The sequence below is a fragment of the Variovorax sp. GrIS 2.14 genome, assembly GCF_046115955.1.
Classification (GTDB): domain Bacteria; phylum Pseudomonadota; class Gammaproteobacteria; order Burkholderiales; family Burkholderiaceae_C; genus Variovorax.
Map to the genome: position 1 here is coordinate 1 of NZ_JBJXIA010000041.1, position 13,690 is coordinate 13,690.

Genomic DNA, 13,690 nt, shown 5'->3' on the forward strand with positions numbered 1-13,690 from the left:
CGCGGCCAGGTGCACGCGCGCGCGCCAGGTTTCGTCCGAAGCGTCCAGGTGGGGTGAATCGAGCGTGCGAATCGATACGAGTCGGGACATTGCAATCTCTCCGGTGAATGGGTTGGATACCCACTGTAGCGACTGGAGAGGAGTCCACTGCTTGCGCGGCCTGCCATGCTGTCTTCGACAAAACGTTAGAGCTGAACGCGTTCCTGGATTAGTGCAGGCGCCGGAATTGCAACCGTCACTGAGTCGTGGCAGCTTGGCGTACCGAATGGGCAGCTTTCCGGGGAATGTTGAGGGGCGGTGTCCGCCCGGCGCAGATCGTGCTCAAAAGCCTTGGATGTACGGACTATGCGTCCGCAGCCGAGCCGCCTCGTCGAACGTCCTTCGTTGTTTCTTGGTCATGTTTCCCGTGCAGGTGGATTCCACCTATCGAGGTGTCCGTGGAAATTAGACCAGCACACAGCCCAAAGGCGGAAAGGGCCGGAGGTTGACTTGGCACTATCGCAGCCTGCGATCCGACTATTTGCAATCTCATTATTGGAGCCTTCAAAGTGGCCTGAGCGCTCACTTGTGTTGCGCCGCCGGGCAAACTTTGCAGCAACTTGGGCAAGACCGGCGCTTAGCGGCACGTGACCCATTATTGGGCAAAGTAAACAGTTTTTTAGCGACTTTGCTGGCGTCGGAAATCTCGCATCATCCGGCTCCTCGTGTAGGGCCTCTCCTGGCCTGAAATATAAAGCGACAGTTCGGTTACGGCTGAGAATGTTCTCGAAGAAGGAGCAAATGCCGACATGAGAGCGAGCCACGTCACCAACAAAATAAGAATGACCGGAGTGACGGCTTCGAAAGGCTGGTGATTATTGCTGAAGAGGAGGCCGGTGATCAGCGCGCCGACCAAACCACCGGCAAGAACCTCCGCAAGGGAGTGCGCGCCTAGCAGCAGGCGCGAAACACAAATTAAAATACCGAGCAAACAACCGGCGCCGATCGCAACGTTCCGCCTCGTGCCAGCTCCTGTGCTCGCGAACGTTCCGAGAAGCACAGGATAAACGGCTGTTGAAAGCATCGCGTGTCCTGACATTCCGGTGAAGTTCACAGCTGCCCAGCCCGTACCCCAACCTATGAAGGCGACTTTGCTCGCTATCGTGACGACAACACCCGCACTTAGCAATGCGACCCACCGGTAAACAAACGGGCGAGAGGCCGGTCGCGCCGACAGCGTCAGTGCAGCGAACAGAGCTGCAGGGAGCAAGATTTGCGCTTCACCCAAGCGCGTGGTGAGGCGCCAGAAGTGCAAAAGTGGTACACCGCTTTCCATTTTCTTCGAGTCGCCTTGAATGCAAGGATCGTTGTGGATGGCCTTTGATGTGCTCGCGGAAAACGCCCAGAGGGAGGACAGGGCAAGCTTCTCAGGTTCGTTCGATGATGCGCAGTCCTGGAACACTCCACTCAGCCGTTCAATGCGGGCTGCAGCGACCTCTGCATGACACGGCACGGCAAAGGCGATAACCCAATCAGCCTACTACCGCACGCAGCGGCAGACCGCGAAAAGTTATTTTAGGCACGAGTGAAGACTACCATGCCGAAATCTTCGGTTACCTTCGCCGAAATACGCACTCAAACAGGCGAACGAAGCAAAACAACGGCTTCCACACCGCAACGGCGCGCCGAAACAACTGTTCTCACTCGACAGAATTAGCCGTTCAGTCCAGATGTCAAGCGACATCCGAAACCAGCAGAACGTCCGTCGTTCCGGTACGGTGACGATGTCAGTAAGGGGTTGCTGCACCACCGCCTAACCACTACCGCGCAATCACATCCTCAAAGCTTCGATCGCACACGAGCTTTTTCCTTTGCGCAGCGGAAGACGGGCGGTCCGCCGTTAGCGCGACAAATCCTCTCACTTTATCGATGACGATCGTCGGAGCTGGCCGTCCGTGCGAGCAGCATGTAGCCGGCGCGTCGTATGGTAAGGATGACGACGTCGCTGCCCTGTAGTCGCTTGCGCAATCGATGGAGAAAAGCTTCGATCGCGTTGTCGCTAAGTGCCTTCGCACTGGAAGAAAGCGCTGCCGACAATACGTTCTTGGCAATGGCTTTCCCGGGCGAATCCATAAGTTCCCAAAGGACCTGAAACTCCCGGACCGGGAGATCGAGCGGCCTGCCTGCGAGGGCGAAGCGGCGCGCTCTACGATCGAGTTTCAGCTGCCCGACTTCGACGGCGTCTTCGGCGCCCTGCGAACATCGCACCAAAGCGCGCAACCTGGCCTCTACCTCGCGAACGTCAAACGGCTTTCCAAGATAGTCGTCGGCTCCTGCATCGAGCCCCGCGATTCGATCCTCGGTGGTATTGCGCGCGCTCAGTACAAGCACTGGAGTGCGACTGCCGCGGCCGCGCTCCAGACGCAGCGCCTCCAGTTCGCGTGCGAGATCACTCGAACTGGTGGTGTGCATCGGCAGTTGATCGAGCACGACCACATCTACGTTTGCTGTGCGCCACTTTTGATCGGCTTCCTCAACATTCGTCGCTCGGATTACCTCATGCCCCGAATGGATCAAACTGGTTAGCAAAAAGGCGCTGGCGGCAGAGCTGTGTTCGACGAGAAGGATGCGCATCGTCTTCATGATTCCACTGAGACGGACCTCTCGTCGTGGTCTGAATTGTCAGGACGCCGCCAGGGTGACGTCGGTAAGACTGTCGCGGTATCGCACAGGCCAGGACGCGCGGGTCGGTGCGTCGGCGCCGATAGTCGTCCCGTACATGTTGCAGCTCTATGTCGTTGTGACGCCAAGGAAAAACCTCCATGATTGCCATGACGCCGCATTCGATCAAGTCACCGCGACAACGCGTGATCGTCGCATGTACATCGACGACTTGCCAAAGCCGCTAATTCTTCCAATCTGCCATAGAGCCGTTGCGGTGCGGAAACAATTCCGGGATTGGTGCTTGCACACTTTTGAGGATACCTGCAGGACGTGCTCGGCAGTCAGCCCGCCCGACGAGGGATTCACGATCTGCGAAAACGTCAGCAGCAACAAGACTGTGCTGCCGAATACCTTTCTTGTAGAACACAACCAGGTCCGGATTCCCTGCACGTCGACGTATTCCTCGTGGCTCAACCAGGTAAAGAACTGGTTCTCGCTCATCCAGCGGGACGTGATCAGCCGATGCATCTTCGTCCCGGTCAAGGATCTCGACAAGAAGCTTACGCGCTACATCAAAGCCCATCCCAAGGACCCCAAGCCAATCAAGTGGAAGTACGACAGGCCGAAAATGGCGATACCGCCAATTCTTCTGACTCAGTGCGGCGTCGCTGCGCGGCGACGCCCCCAGAAGCACGCGTGGGTCGAAACCATCCTGCTTCTTGAAGTAGGATGAAGCCCTCTGTTGCGCAGTTGTCTGCTACCGCATTGGATAACACAGACAGCGGACGGGGTTGATCGTTCATGGCTGGACCATATGACTGTCCGGCTTAAGAAACAATTAAGTCCCAGTTGACGCTCAAGGCGTCTGCAAAGTTTCCTGATCTTCAGCAGCACCTGCTCAGCGGTTTAATTGGAATTCTGGCTTGGTCGCGCTTAGGTAGGCAAGTCGGACGGTCGCCTTGCTATTGCCGGCTTCGATCACCGGACGGAGGATAGCTTCGATGCAAGCGCTTTCGCCCGGCGAAAACTTCTCGGCAAGGATGACCCCGGCAGGCGGAGACAAAGGGTGCGGCGAGCTACGCAAAAATGACTCCCAGCTGATTGCGGGCACGGCACGCATGTCAAAGTGGAGTTCCATGTGAAGCCCTACGAATCCACACGCATCGAAGAGCTTCCATAGATCGCGCTCGGAGTAGTTCATCAGCGCATTGACCTGGAGCTTCTCCAGTGTGTCGGGCCATTGCGCCGCTCTCCAGCGCAGCAAAAGGGGCAGCGGGGAGGAACCAGCCTCTGCATGGCGCGCCAGCCAGTCCGTCGCAAATACCAGCTCAAGGGCCTCGTCCTGAAATATGGGCTCCGCAATGGATATCTGGCCCCCAGGTTTTAGCACCCGAAAGAACTCGTCTAGTGCGCCAGATTTATTAGAAACATAGGCCAGTGCGGCGCGACTGGTCACCACGTCAATCGATCCGCTGGGTATGTCGGTGAGCGCATCCGCACTCCGCAGCAGAAAGGAACATTGCTCAGCTACACCGGTCTGTAAAGCTTTGTCCTTGGCATAGCGAAGAAGTTTTGGAGAAATGTCGGTGAACACCGCATGCAGTGCGGATCCGACGCGTTCGATGGCACGAAATGCCACTGCACCCTCTCCAGTGCCCACGTCCAACAGCGTCATGTCTGAACGCCACGATATCGCATCCAGTAGACGATTCACATACCCGACCACCTCTCCTTGAACAATCTGCTGCAATGCGGCGTCATCGCCATGTCGAGAATGCCGAAGCCACTGGTACCACGGATCGTAGTCATCTGACATAGGGGGAAAAGCGGAGTGTGGAGCTGTCATGCTGCGCCTACCTTTGGAAAGAGGCATGTTTTGCCCGTAACCGTTCTGACTTGCGCGGCGAATAGATCAGTGGGACTGGGTCGAAATGAGAGGACATAAGCGGTAAAACGACATTCCAACTCCGACGCCGTGATTCGCGTAAGTACCGGATGCCGCTGGCCATTGATCTGCTCATCACGAGACGGTGGCAGCGAGCGGCCGTTCTTGGAGTGATGCCGGTCGAGACCGCAGGGGCTGAAAGATGTGGTAAAGCGCCGGCATGAAGAACAGCACCAATGGCAATTGCACGACGAGTCCCGAAATAATTGCAATGGCTAGGGGTTGCTGCATTTCAGAGCCGGCTCCGATCGCAAGCGCAAGTGGCATGAGTGTCAAGATGGCCGCGAGCGTTGTCATGGCGATAGGACGCGCGCGGAATTGGCCGGCCGCGACGAGGCTGCGGCGATGACTCCAGCCTTGATCGATGCGCTCTTGCTGCTCGGAAAAGTAGAAAATTCCCACTTCTGTCACTATTCCGATGATCATGGTCATCCCCATCATTGCGGAGATGTTGAGTTCAGTGCCGGTTATCCAAAGGCCGATAAAGACGGCAGAGACAGACACCAGGGAAGTAATGAGGATCGAAAGGGTGAGAGTGAAACTTTCAAACAGAAAGAGCAGTAGGAGAAAGACCAGCGCTGTGGCCGCGGCAAAGACCTGCATCAGACCTTTGAATGCCACCTGCTGCTGCTGGTACAGGCCGCCGAGTTCGTAGTAGGCCCCCACGGGGAGAATGTTGGCCTCGAGCATTGCGGTCTTGACGTCGGCGACGGCCGAGCCGAGGTCTCGTCCCTCGATGCGTCCAGTGACAGCGACCATGGCTTTCAGGTTTTCGCGTGCGATCTGTGCCTGGCCGATTTGCGTCTCGAACGCGGCAATCCGGCCAAGAGGCACCATGTGACCATCCGGCGCCCTGATGGGCAATTGCGCAAGTTGGTCATCTGTTGTGCGTTGCTCCGCCGGAATCCACAGACGCACGTCGGTGATGTTGGAACCGCGTGCAAACGACGTTGTCACGGCACCCGTCAGGTAGGTTTGAAGCGTCTTGCCGACTGCATCGGGATCGAGCCCCTCTGCTGCGGCCTTGGTGCGGTCGACAGTGACGTTGATCGCGTCGCCTGCTGGATTGATGCCATCGCGCACGGCTACCAGGCCTGGGATTTTTGCCACGCGTGCAGCAACTCGCTTAGCGGTCTGTTCAAGGGCCGCCCTGTCTACTCCAAAGAGCTTGACCTCGACAGGCTGAGGTACCGCGGTCAGGTCACCGATCAAGTCTTCCATTAGCTGAGCAAGCTCGATGTTGAGCCCTGGGATCTGGGCCTCGAACTTTGCGCGCACGTCTTGCATGACATCCTGCACCGGTCTTCGAGGGCCGTCCTTGAGACGAACGAAGAAGTCCCCCTGGTTGCTCTCGCTCAGCCCGCCGCCCAAGCCCGTGGCCGTGCGTCTCGAATACGTATCGACTTCTGGAATCGTCATGAGCAACTCCTCCGCCTGCTTGGCGACGCGGTCTGTTTCCGTCAGCGAGGTGCCGGGAGCCATGCGAAAGTCCAGGATAAAACCGCCCTCGTCCATCGAGGGCATGAACCCTGAGCCAACACGTTGAAATGCTAGCCCACCGACCGCTATCAGCACAAAGGCGCAGAGCACTGCCCACCAGGGGCGCGCGAGGACTTTCGGCAACCAGCGTCGATAAACGATGCGAAACCGACGGGTCAAACGATCCTGCTTAGCAGCGGGGCGTGCATGCAGCAATCGTTGGGCAAGCAGGGGCACTGCCAGCCATGTCACGACGAACGAGATGGCGAGTGCGGCTGCCATAGTGAGCGACAGCGCCTTGAAGAACGCGCCTGTCACGCCGGACAGAAATGCTAGCGGCGCAAAGATCACCAGCGTCGCGGCGCTCGACCCTGCCAGCGGACGCAGGAACTCGACGGCCGCGGTGCCGATCCGGTCTGCCAGTTCCCCTTCGTTGCCTGCCTTGAACCTTTCTATGCGCCGCTCGATGTGTTCGATCATCACGATCGCGTCGTCAATGATCAAGCCCACAGCCGCGGCCATTCCACCCAGCGTCATGATGTCAAAGCTCATGCCAAGCAGATACAGCACGACGACCGTGATTGCGAGGACTGCAGGCACGACAACGACGGCGATGGCTGTGAGGCGAAGATTGCGCAGGAACACAAGCAGCACGATGGCTGCCAGGCAGACGCCAATCAGGATGGCATCGCGAACACTCGTCGCCGCAGCTGTGACAAGCTTGCTCTGGTCGTACCAGTTTGCTACGTGCACCCCCTTGGGCATCTTGGGCGCGTAGGCGGACAAGGCTGCAGACACATCGGTTGCGATTTGGACGCTGTTACTTCCGGGTTGCTGGCGGATGGACACCAGCACGGCGTCCTTGCCGTCGGCAGTCACCCGCACATATTCCGGCCGAGGCATGTTGGATATGTCGGCCACGTCGCTGACCCGCACCACGCCGTTCGAACCGCTGGCAACAACAGTCTGACGCACTTCATCCAGACCCTTGAACCGCGTGTCCGCCAGAACCAGGAACAGTTTGTAGTGGTCTTCGAGGCGGCCGGTAGCCGTCAGTACATTGCCGGCGGTCAATGCCTTAGCCAGATCATCCATAGACAAGCCGAAGTTCCCGAGCCGACGGGGGTCCGCGGTGACTCGGACTTCTTCGATCGCGCCTCCTTGCACCTGCACTGTCGCGACGCCGTTGATGCTCGAAAGGAGGGGGCCGAGTTGGTATGTCGCCAGATCGCGTAACGCTGCGGCACTGATGCTCTCCGACGTCAGGCTGTAGGCGATGATGGGAAAGATCGTGGGATCCATTCGCCGAGCGGTGATTCGTGTGCCTGCCGGCAGCCCTGTCTGGATCTGAGCCAGCGCCGCATTGACCTGAAGCGTGGCACCCACCATTTCGGTGCCCCATGCGAAATTCAGGGACACTTCGGCTGCGCCGCGGCTGGTACTTGACCGCACATTCAGTACGCCCGGAATGCTGCGCACGGCTTCTTCCACCGGGCGAGTGACCTGGAGCTCCATTTGCGTGGCTGGCCGGTCGCCCGCATCCAGCGACAGCGCGATGCGCGGGAACTGGACTGTCGGAAACAGGGAAACTGGCAGCTGTGTGGCGGAAAACGCACCGATAAAAGTCAGAAGCGCCAAAAAGAAGAGAACAGAGCGGCGGTGACCGTGCAACCACGCGGCTGTTCTCACGGCTTTTTCTCCTGCGTCTTCATGCCATCCACAAGTTCGTAATTTCCCAGTGAGACGATTCGCATTTGCTCGGTGATCGGTCCGCTTACGACGATCACGTTTTGCGACTGGGACAGGCGGCGCACGTCGACCCGATGGGCCATATCGTTCATCACGGCAAACACGTAAGCGCTGCGATCGTCCGTCAAAACGGCTTGCCGAGGCAGGGCCCATCCGTCCTGGCTTCCCGTCACTATCTGAGCCTTCACTCGGGTTCCCGCCACGATCATTGGCGAGACGTCAGGCGAGAGCGTGACTTGTGCATTCACAAGCTGAGTCTTTGGGTCGAGCAGGCCTTGAAGACTGCTCACTTTGCCCTCCATGCTGAGAACGCCGGGCGCGTCCGGCCCTGGTGAACTTGATGGGTTAAGGGTCACAAGGTCACCGACATGGATTTTGGCGACGTCCGCAGGTTCGATTCCAAGCAGCGCGCGTAACCGGTCGGATCGTCCGAACTGCAAAATGGGCGCGCCGGCGGCCAGCCTGTCACCTAGAGCAGCGGTCAGGCCCATCACAACGCCGTCATATGGTGCTGTGGCTTCGGTCGCGTCACGGCCTCCTGCCAAAGCCTGCTGTGCGTCGAGCGCGCTGCGGGCATCCTGGGCCACTCGTTTGGCGGTGTCTACCTGGGATGTTGTGGCAAGCTGAAGAGCAAACAGCGCCTGCATTCTCTTGACTTCGCCCTCCGCCAAAGTCGAAGCGCTTCGCGCTTGCTCCAGGGTTGCCGCGGCAAGTGGATCCGCCGTCAGGCGCGCCAGTACCGTGCCTTTGGCTGCTCGCTGTCCGATGACGACATTCAATGCTGCGAGCTGGCCCGGCCTCGCAAAACTGATCGTTTGAGTTTGCGCGGGCGACACTTCGCCCCACGCAATGGTCGTCACAGGCGCGCGCATCTTGGCCGGCAGGGCGGTGACGACGCTTGCAACGCCGCCCGCACTGGGTCCGGCTGCATCGGCTGTGGTCGTCGTCGACGGCGTTTTTGCTCGAGCCCAAAGCAATGCGGCGCCGCACAGCGCGACCAGCACGACTGCGACCGTCGTCTTGTTGAAGGTCGTACGGTTCAAAACGAAATTCCTCGGCAAGAGCGGTCGTTTTTTGAAGGGGTCATGGCGTCAAATTTCCGCTGTTCCCGGTGAGGGTCAAAAGGGCGATGCGTTGCTCCTGCAGCGCCTGTAACGCGTCGATGCGTTCGGTTTCCTTGGCCAGCGTGGCGGTCTCAAGAGTTGCAAGTGCCAGCGCATCGACGTTGTGGGCGAGTAAGGCCTCGCGCATGCGGTCTCTGGCTGAGTGCAAGGTTTGTAGTGCGCGCTCAACACCCACGAGCTGGTGTTGACTGATCGCCTGTTCACTGAGCAGCCGGTGGACATCAGTACTGCCGGAGTTGAGCCGTTGCTGGTAGTCCGCGCGCAGTTTGTCGCGCGTAGCGTCCTGAACGCGTATATCCCCGCGGCCGCCATTGAAGAGCGGCAAGCTTAGGTTGATGGAAAAGCCCCGCGTGTAAGCATTGCTGGTATCGCGTGCTCGCTGGACCCCGAAAGTGAACGCCGGAAACTGGTTGAGAAGCGCTGCGCGGTATCTGGCGTCCTGCGCTTGGTACCCAGCGCGCAATGCCCTGATGTCTGGCCGCGCCGCAAGCAGGGCAGGCAATTCGAGGTCGATTGATGTGCTTTCGATCAAAGGCAGCGCCGGGCTGTCTTGCAAGACGAGCACGGTGTCAGGTCCCAGCCCGAGCAGCGCAATCAGTTCATAGCGGCCCTGATTCGTTTGGCGTCGCAGATCGCTTACCTGCCGCTCGATGTCCTGCAACGCGGCCAGGTGAGGGGTCACCGCATCAAGGCTCAGCAGTCCCTGGGTCAGTGCACGCTGCATGCGATCGACGCGATCGGCCAGGACAGCGCGTGTCTGCGTGAGCAGAGTGTCTCTCGCTTCCGCACCTTTCAGACGTACAAACAGCATCCGTGACTGCGCAATCGTCTGCCATTCCTGCCAAGCCAAGTTCAGCTCGGCCTGCTTATCGTCACTGTCTCCGGCAGCTCTCACGGTCGAGTGCGCCAAAAGCGTATTGACCGAATAGCTCAGACCAACGAGAAATGCTGTGCTGATGCCCGGGCCTGTGATTTTCGGAAAGTCATGACTGAAATTGATCTGAGGGTCGGGCAAAAGGCCGGCAGCAAAGCTTTGTGCCTTGGAAACCCGAAGCGCCAATCGCGCTGCACGAAGATCGGGATTATTGAGGACCGCAAGCGTCGCGACCTCGGTGATGTCCAATCCGTCTGATGCATCGAATGGATGTGGCGGAAGCAATGTCGCGGTTAACGGTGACAAAGAAGGCGCGCCAACCGCGGCGACATCCAAAGGAAATTCCGGCGCATTGGGCAGCGTTTCGGCCTTGTAGAAGCTGCATCCCTGGATCGATGCGAGGGCCAGCCACAAAAGAAGTCTGCATCTCATTTGCACAGAGTTTTGACATTGGGCGCAGCGGCATGCGCGGGAATGAAAAGAGAGCAGACAGCCAGCCAGGCGACGCCTTCGAACATTGCAGTCAACACGTCACTCGCATAGTGCACGCCGAGATACACGCGACTCAGGGCCACTGCCACGATCTTGGTGAGGAATGCAGTTACAGCGTTGGCGCGTCCGCGGTCTTGCTTATGCATTGAGAGGCGGTCAGCGATTACTGCGCCATAGACAATCGTTGCTGCCATAGTGTGTCCGCTTGGGAAACTAAGCACCCTCGACAACCCATCAAGCACTGTACCCTCGGGCCGATCACGTTGAAATATATGCTTCATGTGCAGGTTCAGCAGCATTCCGCTGGGAACCACCATAGTAGCTAGAGCTGACCAAAATCGCTCATGCGCGCGGTGGAAGTACCGGCTGAGCGTCAGCGCAAGGAGTAGCACCTCGACAGTGTTGTGTGCTTGGGTTATCAGGTTAAAAACCTGTTCAGAAGCCGACGCGCCGATAGGCGCGCATCCATATCTGAATGGAGCCGTCCAGGGCAATTGCCAACCCGTTCGCGCACACGCCAATGGCCTCGGCAGCAAAACCGATGGTGCTCAAAGTCAATACAGCAGCCGCTCCGATTCGGACCAGCTGGTCGGGCGCAAGGCGGTGAAAAACCAAATGGGTATTGATCGTATGGGCCGAAGTGCATGAAGGATCTTGATTTTTGGGATGGTGATTCTTGAAACGCCCCATCCAGCTTGGTGCACAACGGCTTATGGAATCCTTAAGAACCGAAACGCTCAACGTTCAAGTCATCCTGGATTGACCGAGCGTCATGATTAGGGTGGGCGCGCGGCGAACCAACGCATCGCGTCACCTGCAAGACGTTTTGAATCGCCTCGGGGTGATTGGTCATCGTCCGCGTTCGTCAAGTTCACCTTTAGACGCAAGTGAAGACACTTTGCCGGCCACACTGCTCGTTAAATTTGCCCTATCTGCCCCGACGAGACGATTTCATTGCGAGCCATAGTCGGCGCGACTTCCCATATTCCTCCGCACCTATCAACCCTGAGGGTGTAAAAAACAACGAACGAAACCTGAGGATCATGTGAACTCAACCCGTCGGGGCGCGACACTGCGCCAAATCCCAGCCGGCATATGGGTGCTCGGGTTCGTCAGCATGTTGATGGATATTTCCTCCGAGATGATCCACAGCTTGCTGCCGCTGTTCATGGTTTCAACCCTGGGTGCTAGCGCACTTACGGTCGGCTTGATCGAAGGGCTGGCCGAATCAATCGCGCTCATCGTCAAGATCTTCTCTGGGACACTGAGCGACTACCTCGGCAAGCGCAAGGGGCTGGCCGTATTTGGGTATGCCCTGGGCGCACTGACCAAGCCGCTGTTTGCACTCGCTCCGTCCATTGGGCTCGTGCTGACGGCCAGGCTTCTGGATCGCGTAGGCAAGGGGATACGCGGTGCGCCGCGAGACGATTTGGTGGCCGACGTCTCGCCACCGCACCTGCGGGGCGCGGCCTTTGGCTTACGCCAGTCGCTTGACACCGTCGGGGCGTTTTTGGGCCCGCTGCTGGCCGTTACCTTGATGCTGCTTTGGGCCAACGATTTCCGAGCCGTTTTCTGGGTTGCGGTGATCCCCGGGTTGATGTCCGTCGCGCTGCTGTCATTCGGTCTTCGGGAGCCTGCGTCCAAGCCAGTCGCGAAGCGGATCAATCCGATCGGTCGCGAGAATCTCCGGCGCCTTGGCTCCTCTTACTGGTGGGTGGTGTGTATTGGCGCGGTGTTCACGCTGGCCCGGTTCAGCGAGGCGTTCCTGGTGTTGCGGGCCCATCAGAGTGGGGTGCCCGTCGCGTTGGTGCCGCTGGTGATGGTGGCGATGAATCTGGTCTACGCATTGGCCGCGTATCCGTTTGGCAAACTCTCCGACCGCATGAGCCATCGCAAGTTGCTGGCGACCGGCCTCGTTGTCTTGATCGTGGCAGATGTGGTGCTCGCGGCCAGCGATCATTGGGCCGTCGTGCTGATTGGCGTCGCGCTGTGGGGCGTTCACATGGGCATCACTCAGGGCTTGCTCGCCACGATGGTGGCGGACACTGCCCCTGCCGACTTGCGAGGCACTGCCTACGGGTTCTTCAATTTGGTCAGTGGCGTGGCTTTGCTCGTGGCCAGCGTCGTTGCCGGATTGTTGTGGGATCGATTCGGCGCGACGGTCACGTTCCATACCGGCGCCGTTTTTTGCCTTGTGGCGCTCGCGGGGCTGGCCTACCAATCGATCAGTCCAAGCAGCACGGATCCCCGCTCGAGCGTGGACACAACGCCTTGAGTCGGTTCACTGTTGCAGTGCGCCCAAGACCGATGCCATCTGCACACGCCCGGCTGCGGAATGACACGGCAAACGGCGGTCACGCTGAATTTCCGTTGCCCTCGCTGGAGTGGCCGTGCGCACGCTTGAACATCGCGTTAAAACTCCGACATGCGTTTGAAAAACTAGGCATGGCCCTGACTTGGTGAAGGCTGCTCACCTTCCTTTTTTAGACCAGATGCGCCACCAGCGGTTCGCAGCATCAGAGCGGACCGGGCTACACGGATTTGCAATCCGTTGCATGGCCGCTTTGCTACCCGTCGTCCATGCCCAGCGACAACAACGCGGCATTGCTTAAAAACCGTGCAATCGACAGGAAATGCAGGCGGGCCAGGCGCTGTGCGCGTTCAAAATTGCTTCGTCCACAGGGTTGCCCACAGAAATGAGGAACAAAGATATTCTTCAGATTCTCTGCTTCTAGAGTTAGCTCGCCGCTGGCTTCCCTGACAGCAACCGGTGTTGCGGCCGGTCGGTAATTGACTCGGATGCTGGAGTTTCGTTGAATCAAAGACTGGCAATGGAAATCATTGCCAGCATTGAGTTTGGGAGGTGATGGCATGGGTCATGCCTACCGTCGGCATCTGGGTCAAATACGCGCCGGCGCCAACAATAGTGTTTCTTCAACTCAATGCCTGCGAGAAGTGCAGAAGTCAAAAAAACCTGGTGTTTCGGAACCAAGGCTAAATGAATGAGTCCTGTTTTCATTCTGTCGAGCGAATATTTTGTGTGCGCCCTGTCGTTTCCGGGCATATTAAAGTTGCGACACACGCTCATCACTAGACTCTGCTAGAAACGCGTCTTATGACCTCCGCTGTGACATTTGAATTGCATGGATGGACTATTAGGTCTTTTGGCTAGTCAATTGCCTCGTGGTGTTCTCGTCGCGACTCATTGGCGTTGTAGCTGCTTTCAAAGTTCTTCCACCTGTCACCACCCGCTATGAAGTTTTTTCCAAGCCGCACGCCCGGCCGGCGTCGCATCGAATCAGGCGTCGTGCGCCGCTCGAAGGCCCGAAGCTTTGCGTGGGCGTTGAGTCTCTTTGCCGGTGTCGGGCTGGCCCCGCCGGCGAT

12 protein-coding genes are annotated in these 13,690 nt (G+C 58.4%); 2 read left to right on the forward strand and 10 right to left on the reverse strand.

What is annotated here, in order from left to right; translation table 11 throughout:
- Window positions 1–658: 658 nt before the first annotated feature.
- The gene (locus RCH10_RS26035; protein WP_409054625.1) at window positions 659–1,441 is read right to left on the reverse strand and encodes a phosphatase PAP2 family protein; all 783 of its coding nucleotides are present in this window, start codon (window positions 1,439–1,441) and stop codon (window positions 659–661) included.
- A gap of 461 nt (window positions 1,442–1,902) precedes the next feature.
- Window positions 1,903–2,613, reverse strand: a complete 711-nt coding sequence (locus tag RCH10_RS26040) for a response regulator transcription factor (RefSeq protein ID WP_409054634.1) — start codon at window positions 2,611–2,613, stop codon at window positions 1,903–1,905.
- A gap of 145 nt (window positions 2,614–2,758) precedes the next feature.
- On the opposite strand from RCH10_RS26040, the gene RCH10_RS26045 reads away from it, so the two are divergent.
- On the forward strand, window positions 2,759–3,376 hold the full coding sequence (locus RCH10_RS26045; RefSeq protein WP_409054626.1) for a hypothetical protein: 618 nt from the start codon (window positions 2,759–2,761) through the stop codon (window positions 3,374–3,376).
- A 165-nt stretch (window positions 3,377–3,541) separates the two neighbouring features.
- On the opposite strand, the gene RCH10_RS26050 is transcribed toward RCH10_RS26045, so the two are convergent.
- From RCH10_RS26050 to RCH10_RS26075, 6 genes are all read right to left on the reverse strand, one after another.
- The gene (locus tag RCH10_RS26050) at window positions 3,542–4,459 is read right to left on the reverse strand and encodes a class I SAM-dependent methyltransferase (protein ID WP_409054627.1); all 918 of its coding nucleotides are present in this window, start codon (window positions 4,457–4,459) and stop codon (window positions 3,542–3,544) included.
- 204 nt (window positions 4,460–4,663) lie between these two features.
- Window positions 4,664–7,756: an efflux RND transporter permease subunit gene (locus RCH10_RS26055; RefSeq protein ID WP_409054628.1), complete on the reverse strand. Its 3,093-nt coding sequence runs from the start codon at window positions 7,754–7,756 to the stop codon at window positions 4,664–4,666.
- The gene (locus tag RCH10_RS26060) at window positions 7,753–8,859 is read right to left on the reverse strand and encodes an efflux RND transporter periplasmic adaptor subunit (RefSeq protein WP_409054629.1); all 1,107 of its coding nucleotides are present in this window, start codon (window positions 8,857–8,859) and stop codon (window positions 7,753–7,755) included. The genes RCH10_RS26055 and RCH10_RS26060 overlap by 4 nt, the downstream gene beginning before the upstream one ends.
- Window positions 8,860–8,899: 40 nt before the next feature.
- Complete coding sequence (locus RCH10_RS26065) at window positions 8,900–10,228, reverse strand: TolC family protein (RefSeq protein WP_323499154.1); 1,329 nt, start codon at window positions 10,226–10,228, stop codon at window positions 8,900–8,902.
- A gap of 14 nt (window positions 10,229–10,242) precedes the next feature.
- Window positions 10,243–10,623: a phosphatase PAP2 family protein gene (locus tag RCH10_RS26070; protein ID WP_409054635.1), complete on the reverse strand. Its 381-nt coding sequence runs from the start codon at window positions 10,621–10,623 to the stop codon at window positions 10,243–10,245.
- Window positions 10,624–10,741: 118 nt separating this feature from the next.
- The gene (locus RCH10_RS26075; RefSeq protein ID WP_409054630.1) at window positions 10,742–11,047 is read right to left on the reverse strand and encodes a hypothetical protein; all 306 of its coding nucleotides are present in this window, start codon (window positions 11,045–11,047) and stop codon (window positions 10,742–10,744) included.
- A gap of 376 nt (window positions 11,048–11,423) precedes the next feature.
- Here RCH10_RS26075 and RCH10_RS26080 point away from each other — a divergent pair, with 376 nt between their 5' ends.
- Window positions 11,424–12,581 (forward strand): MFS transporter, encoded by a 1,158-nt coding sequence (locus RCH10_RS26080; protein WP_409054631.1) that lies wholly within the window; start codon window positions 11,424–11,426, stop codon window positions 12,579–12,581.
- 292 nt (window positions 12,582–12,873) lie between these two features.
- Here the strand turns inward: RCH10_RS26080 and RCH10_RS26085 are convergent, their stop codons facing one another.
- Window positions 12,874–13,179 carry a hypothetical protein gene (locus RCH10_RS26085; RefSeq protein ID WP_409054632.1) on the reverse strand — a complete coding sequence of 102 codons (306 nt, stop codon included), beginning with the start codon at window positions 13,177–13,179 and terminating at the stop codon, window positions 12,874–12,876.
- Between the two features lie 295 nt (window positions 13,180–13,474).
- Window positions 13,475–13,690, reverse strand: a 216-nt coding sequence (locus RCH10_RS26090; protein ID WP_409054633.1) for a hypothetical protein, incomplete at its 5' end; no start/stop codon positions are given.

Bases quoted from the DNA above. Each gene is read 5' to 3' on its own strand.
- RCH10_RS26040 (WP_409054634.1), bottom strand. From the start codon at position 2,613: ATGCGCATCCTTCTCGTCGAACACAGCTCTGCCGCCAGCGCCTTTTTG.
- RCH10_RS26045 (WP_409054626.1), top strand. From the start codon at position 2,759: ATGTTGCAGCTCTATGTCGTTGTGACGCCAAGGAAAAACCTCCATGAT.
- RCH10_RS26050 (WP_409054627.1), bottom strand. From the start codon at position 4,459: ATGTCAGATGACTACGATCCGTGGTACCAGTGGCTTCGGCATTCTCGA.
- RCH10_RS26070 (WP_409054635.1), bottom strand. From the start codon at position 10,623: ATGGTGGTTCCCAGCGGAATGCTGCTGAACCTGCACATGAAGCATATA.
- RCH10_RS26080 (WP_409054631.1), top strand. From the start codon at position 11,424: ATGTTGATGGATATTTCCTCCGAGATGATCCACAGCTTGCTGCCGCTG.
- RCH10_RS26085 (WP_409054632.1), bottom strand. From the start codon at position 13,179: ATGCCATCACCTCCCAAACTCAATGCTGGCAATGATTTCCATTGCCAG.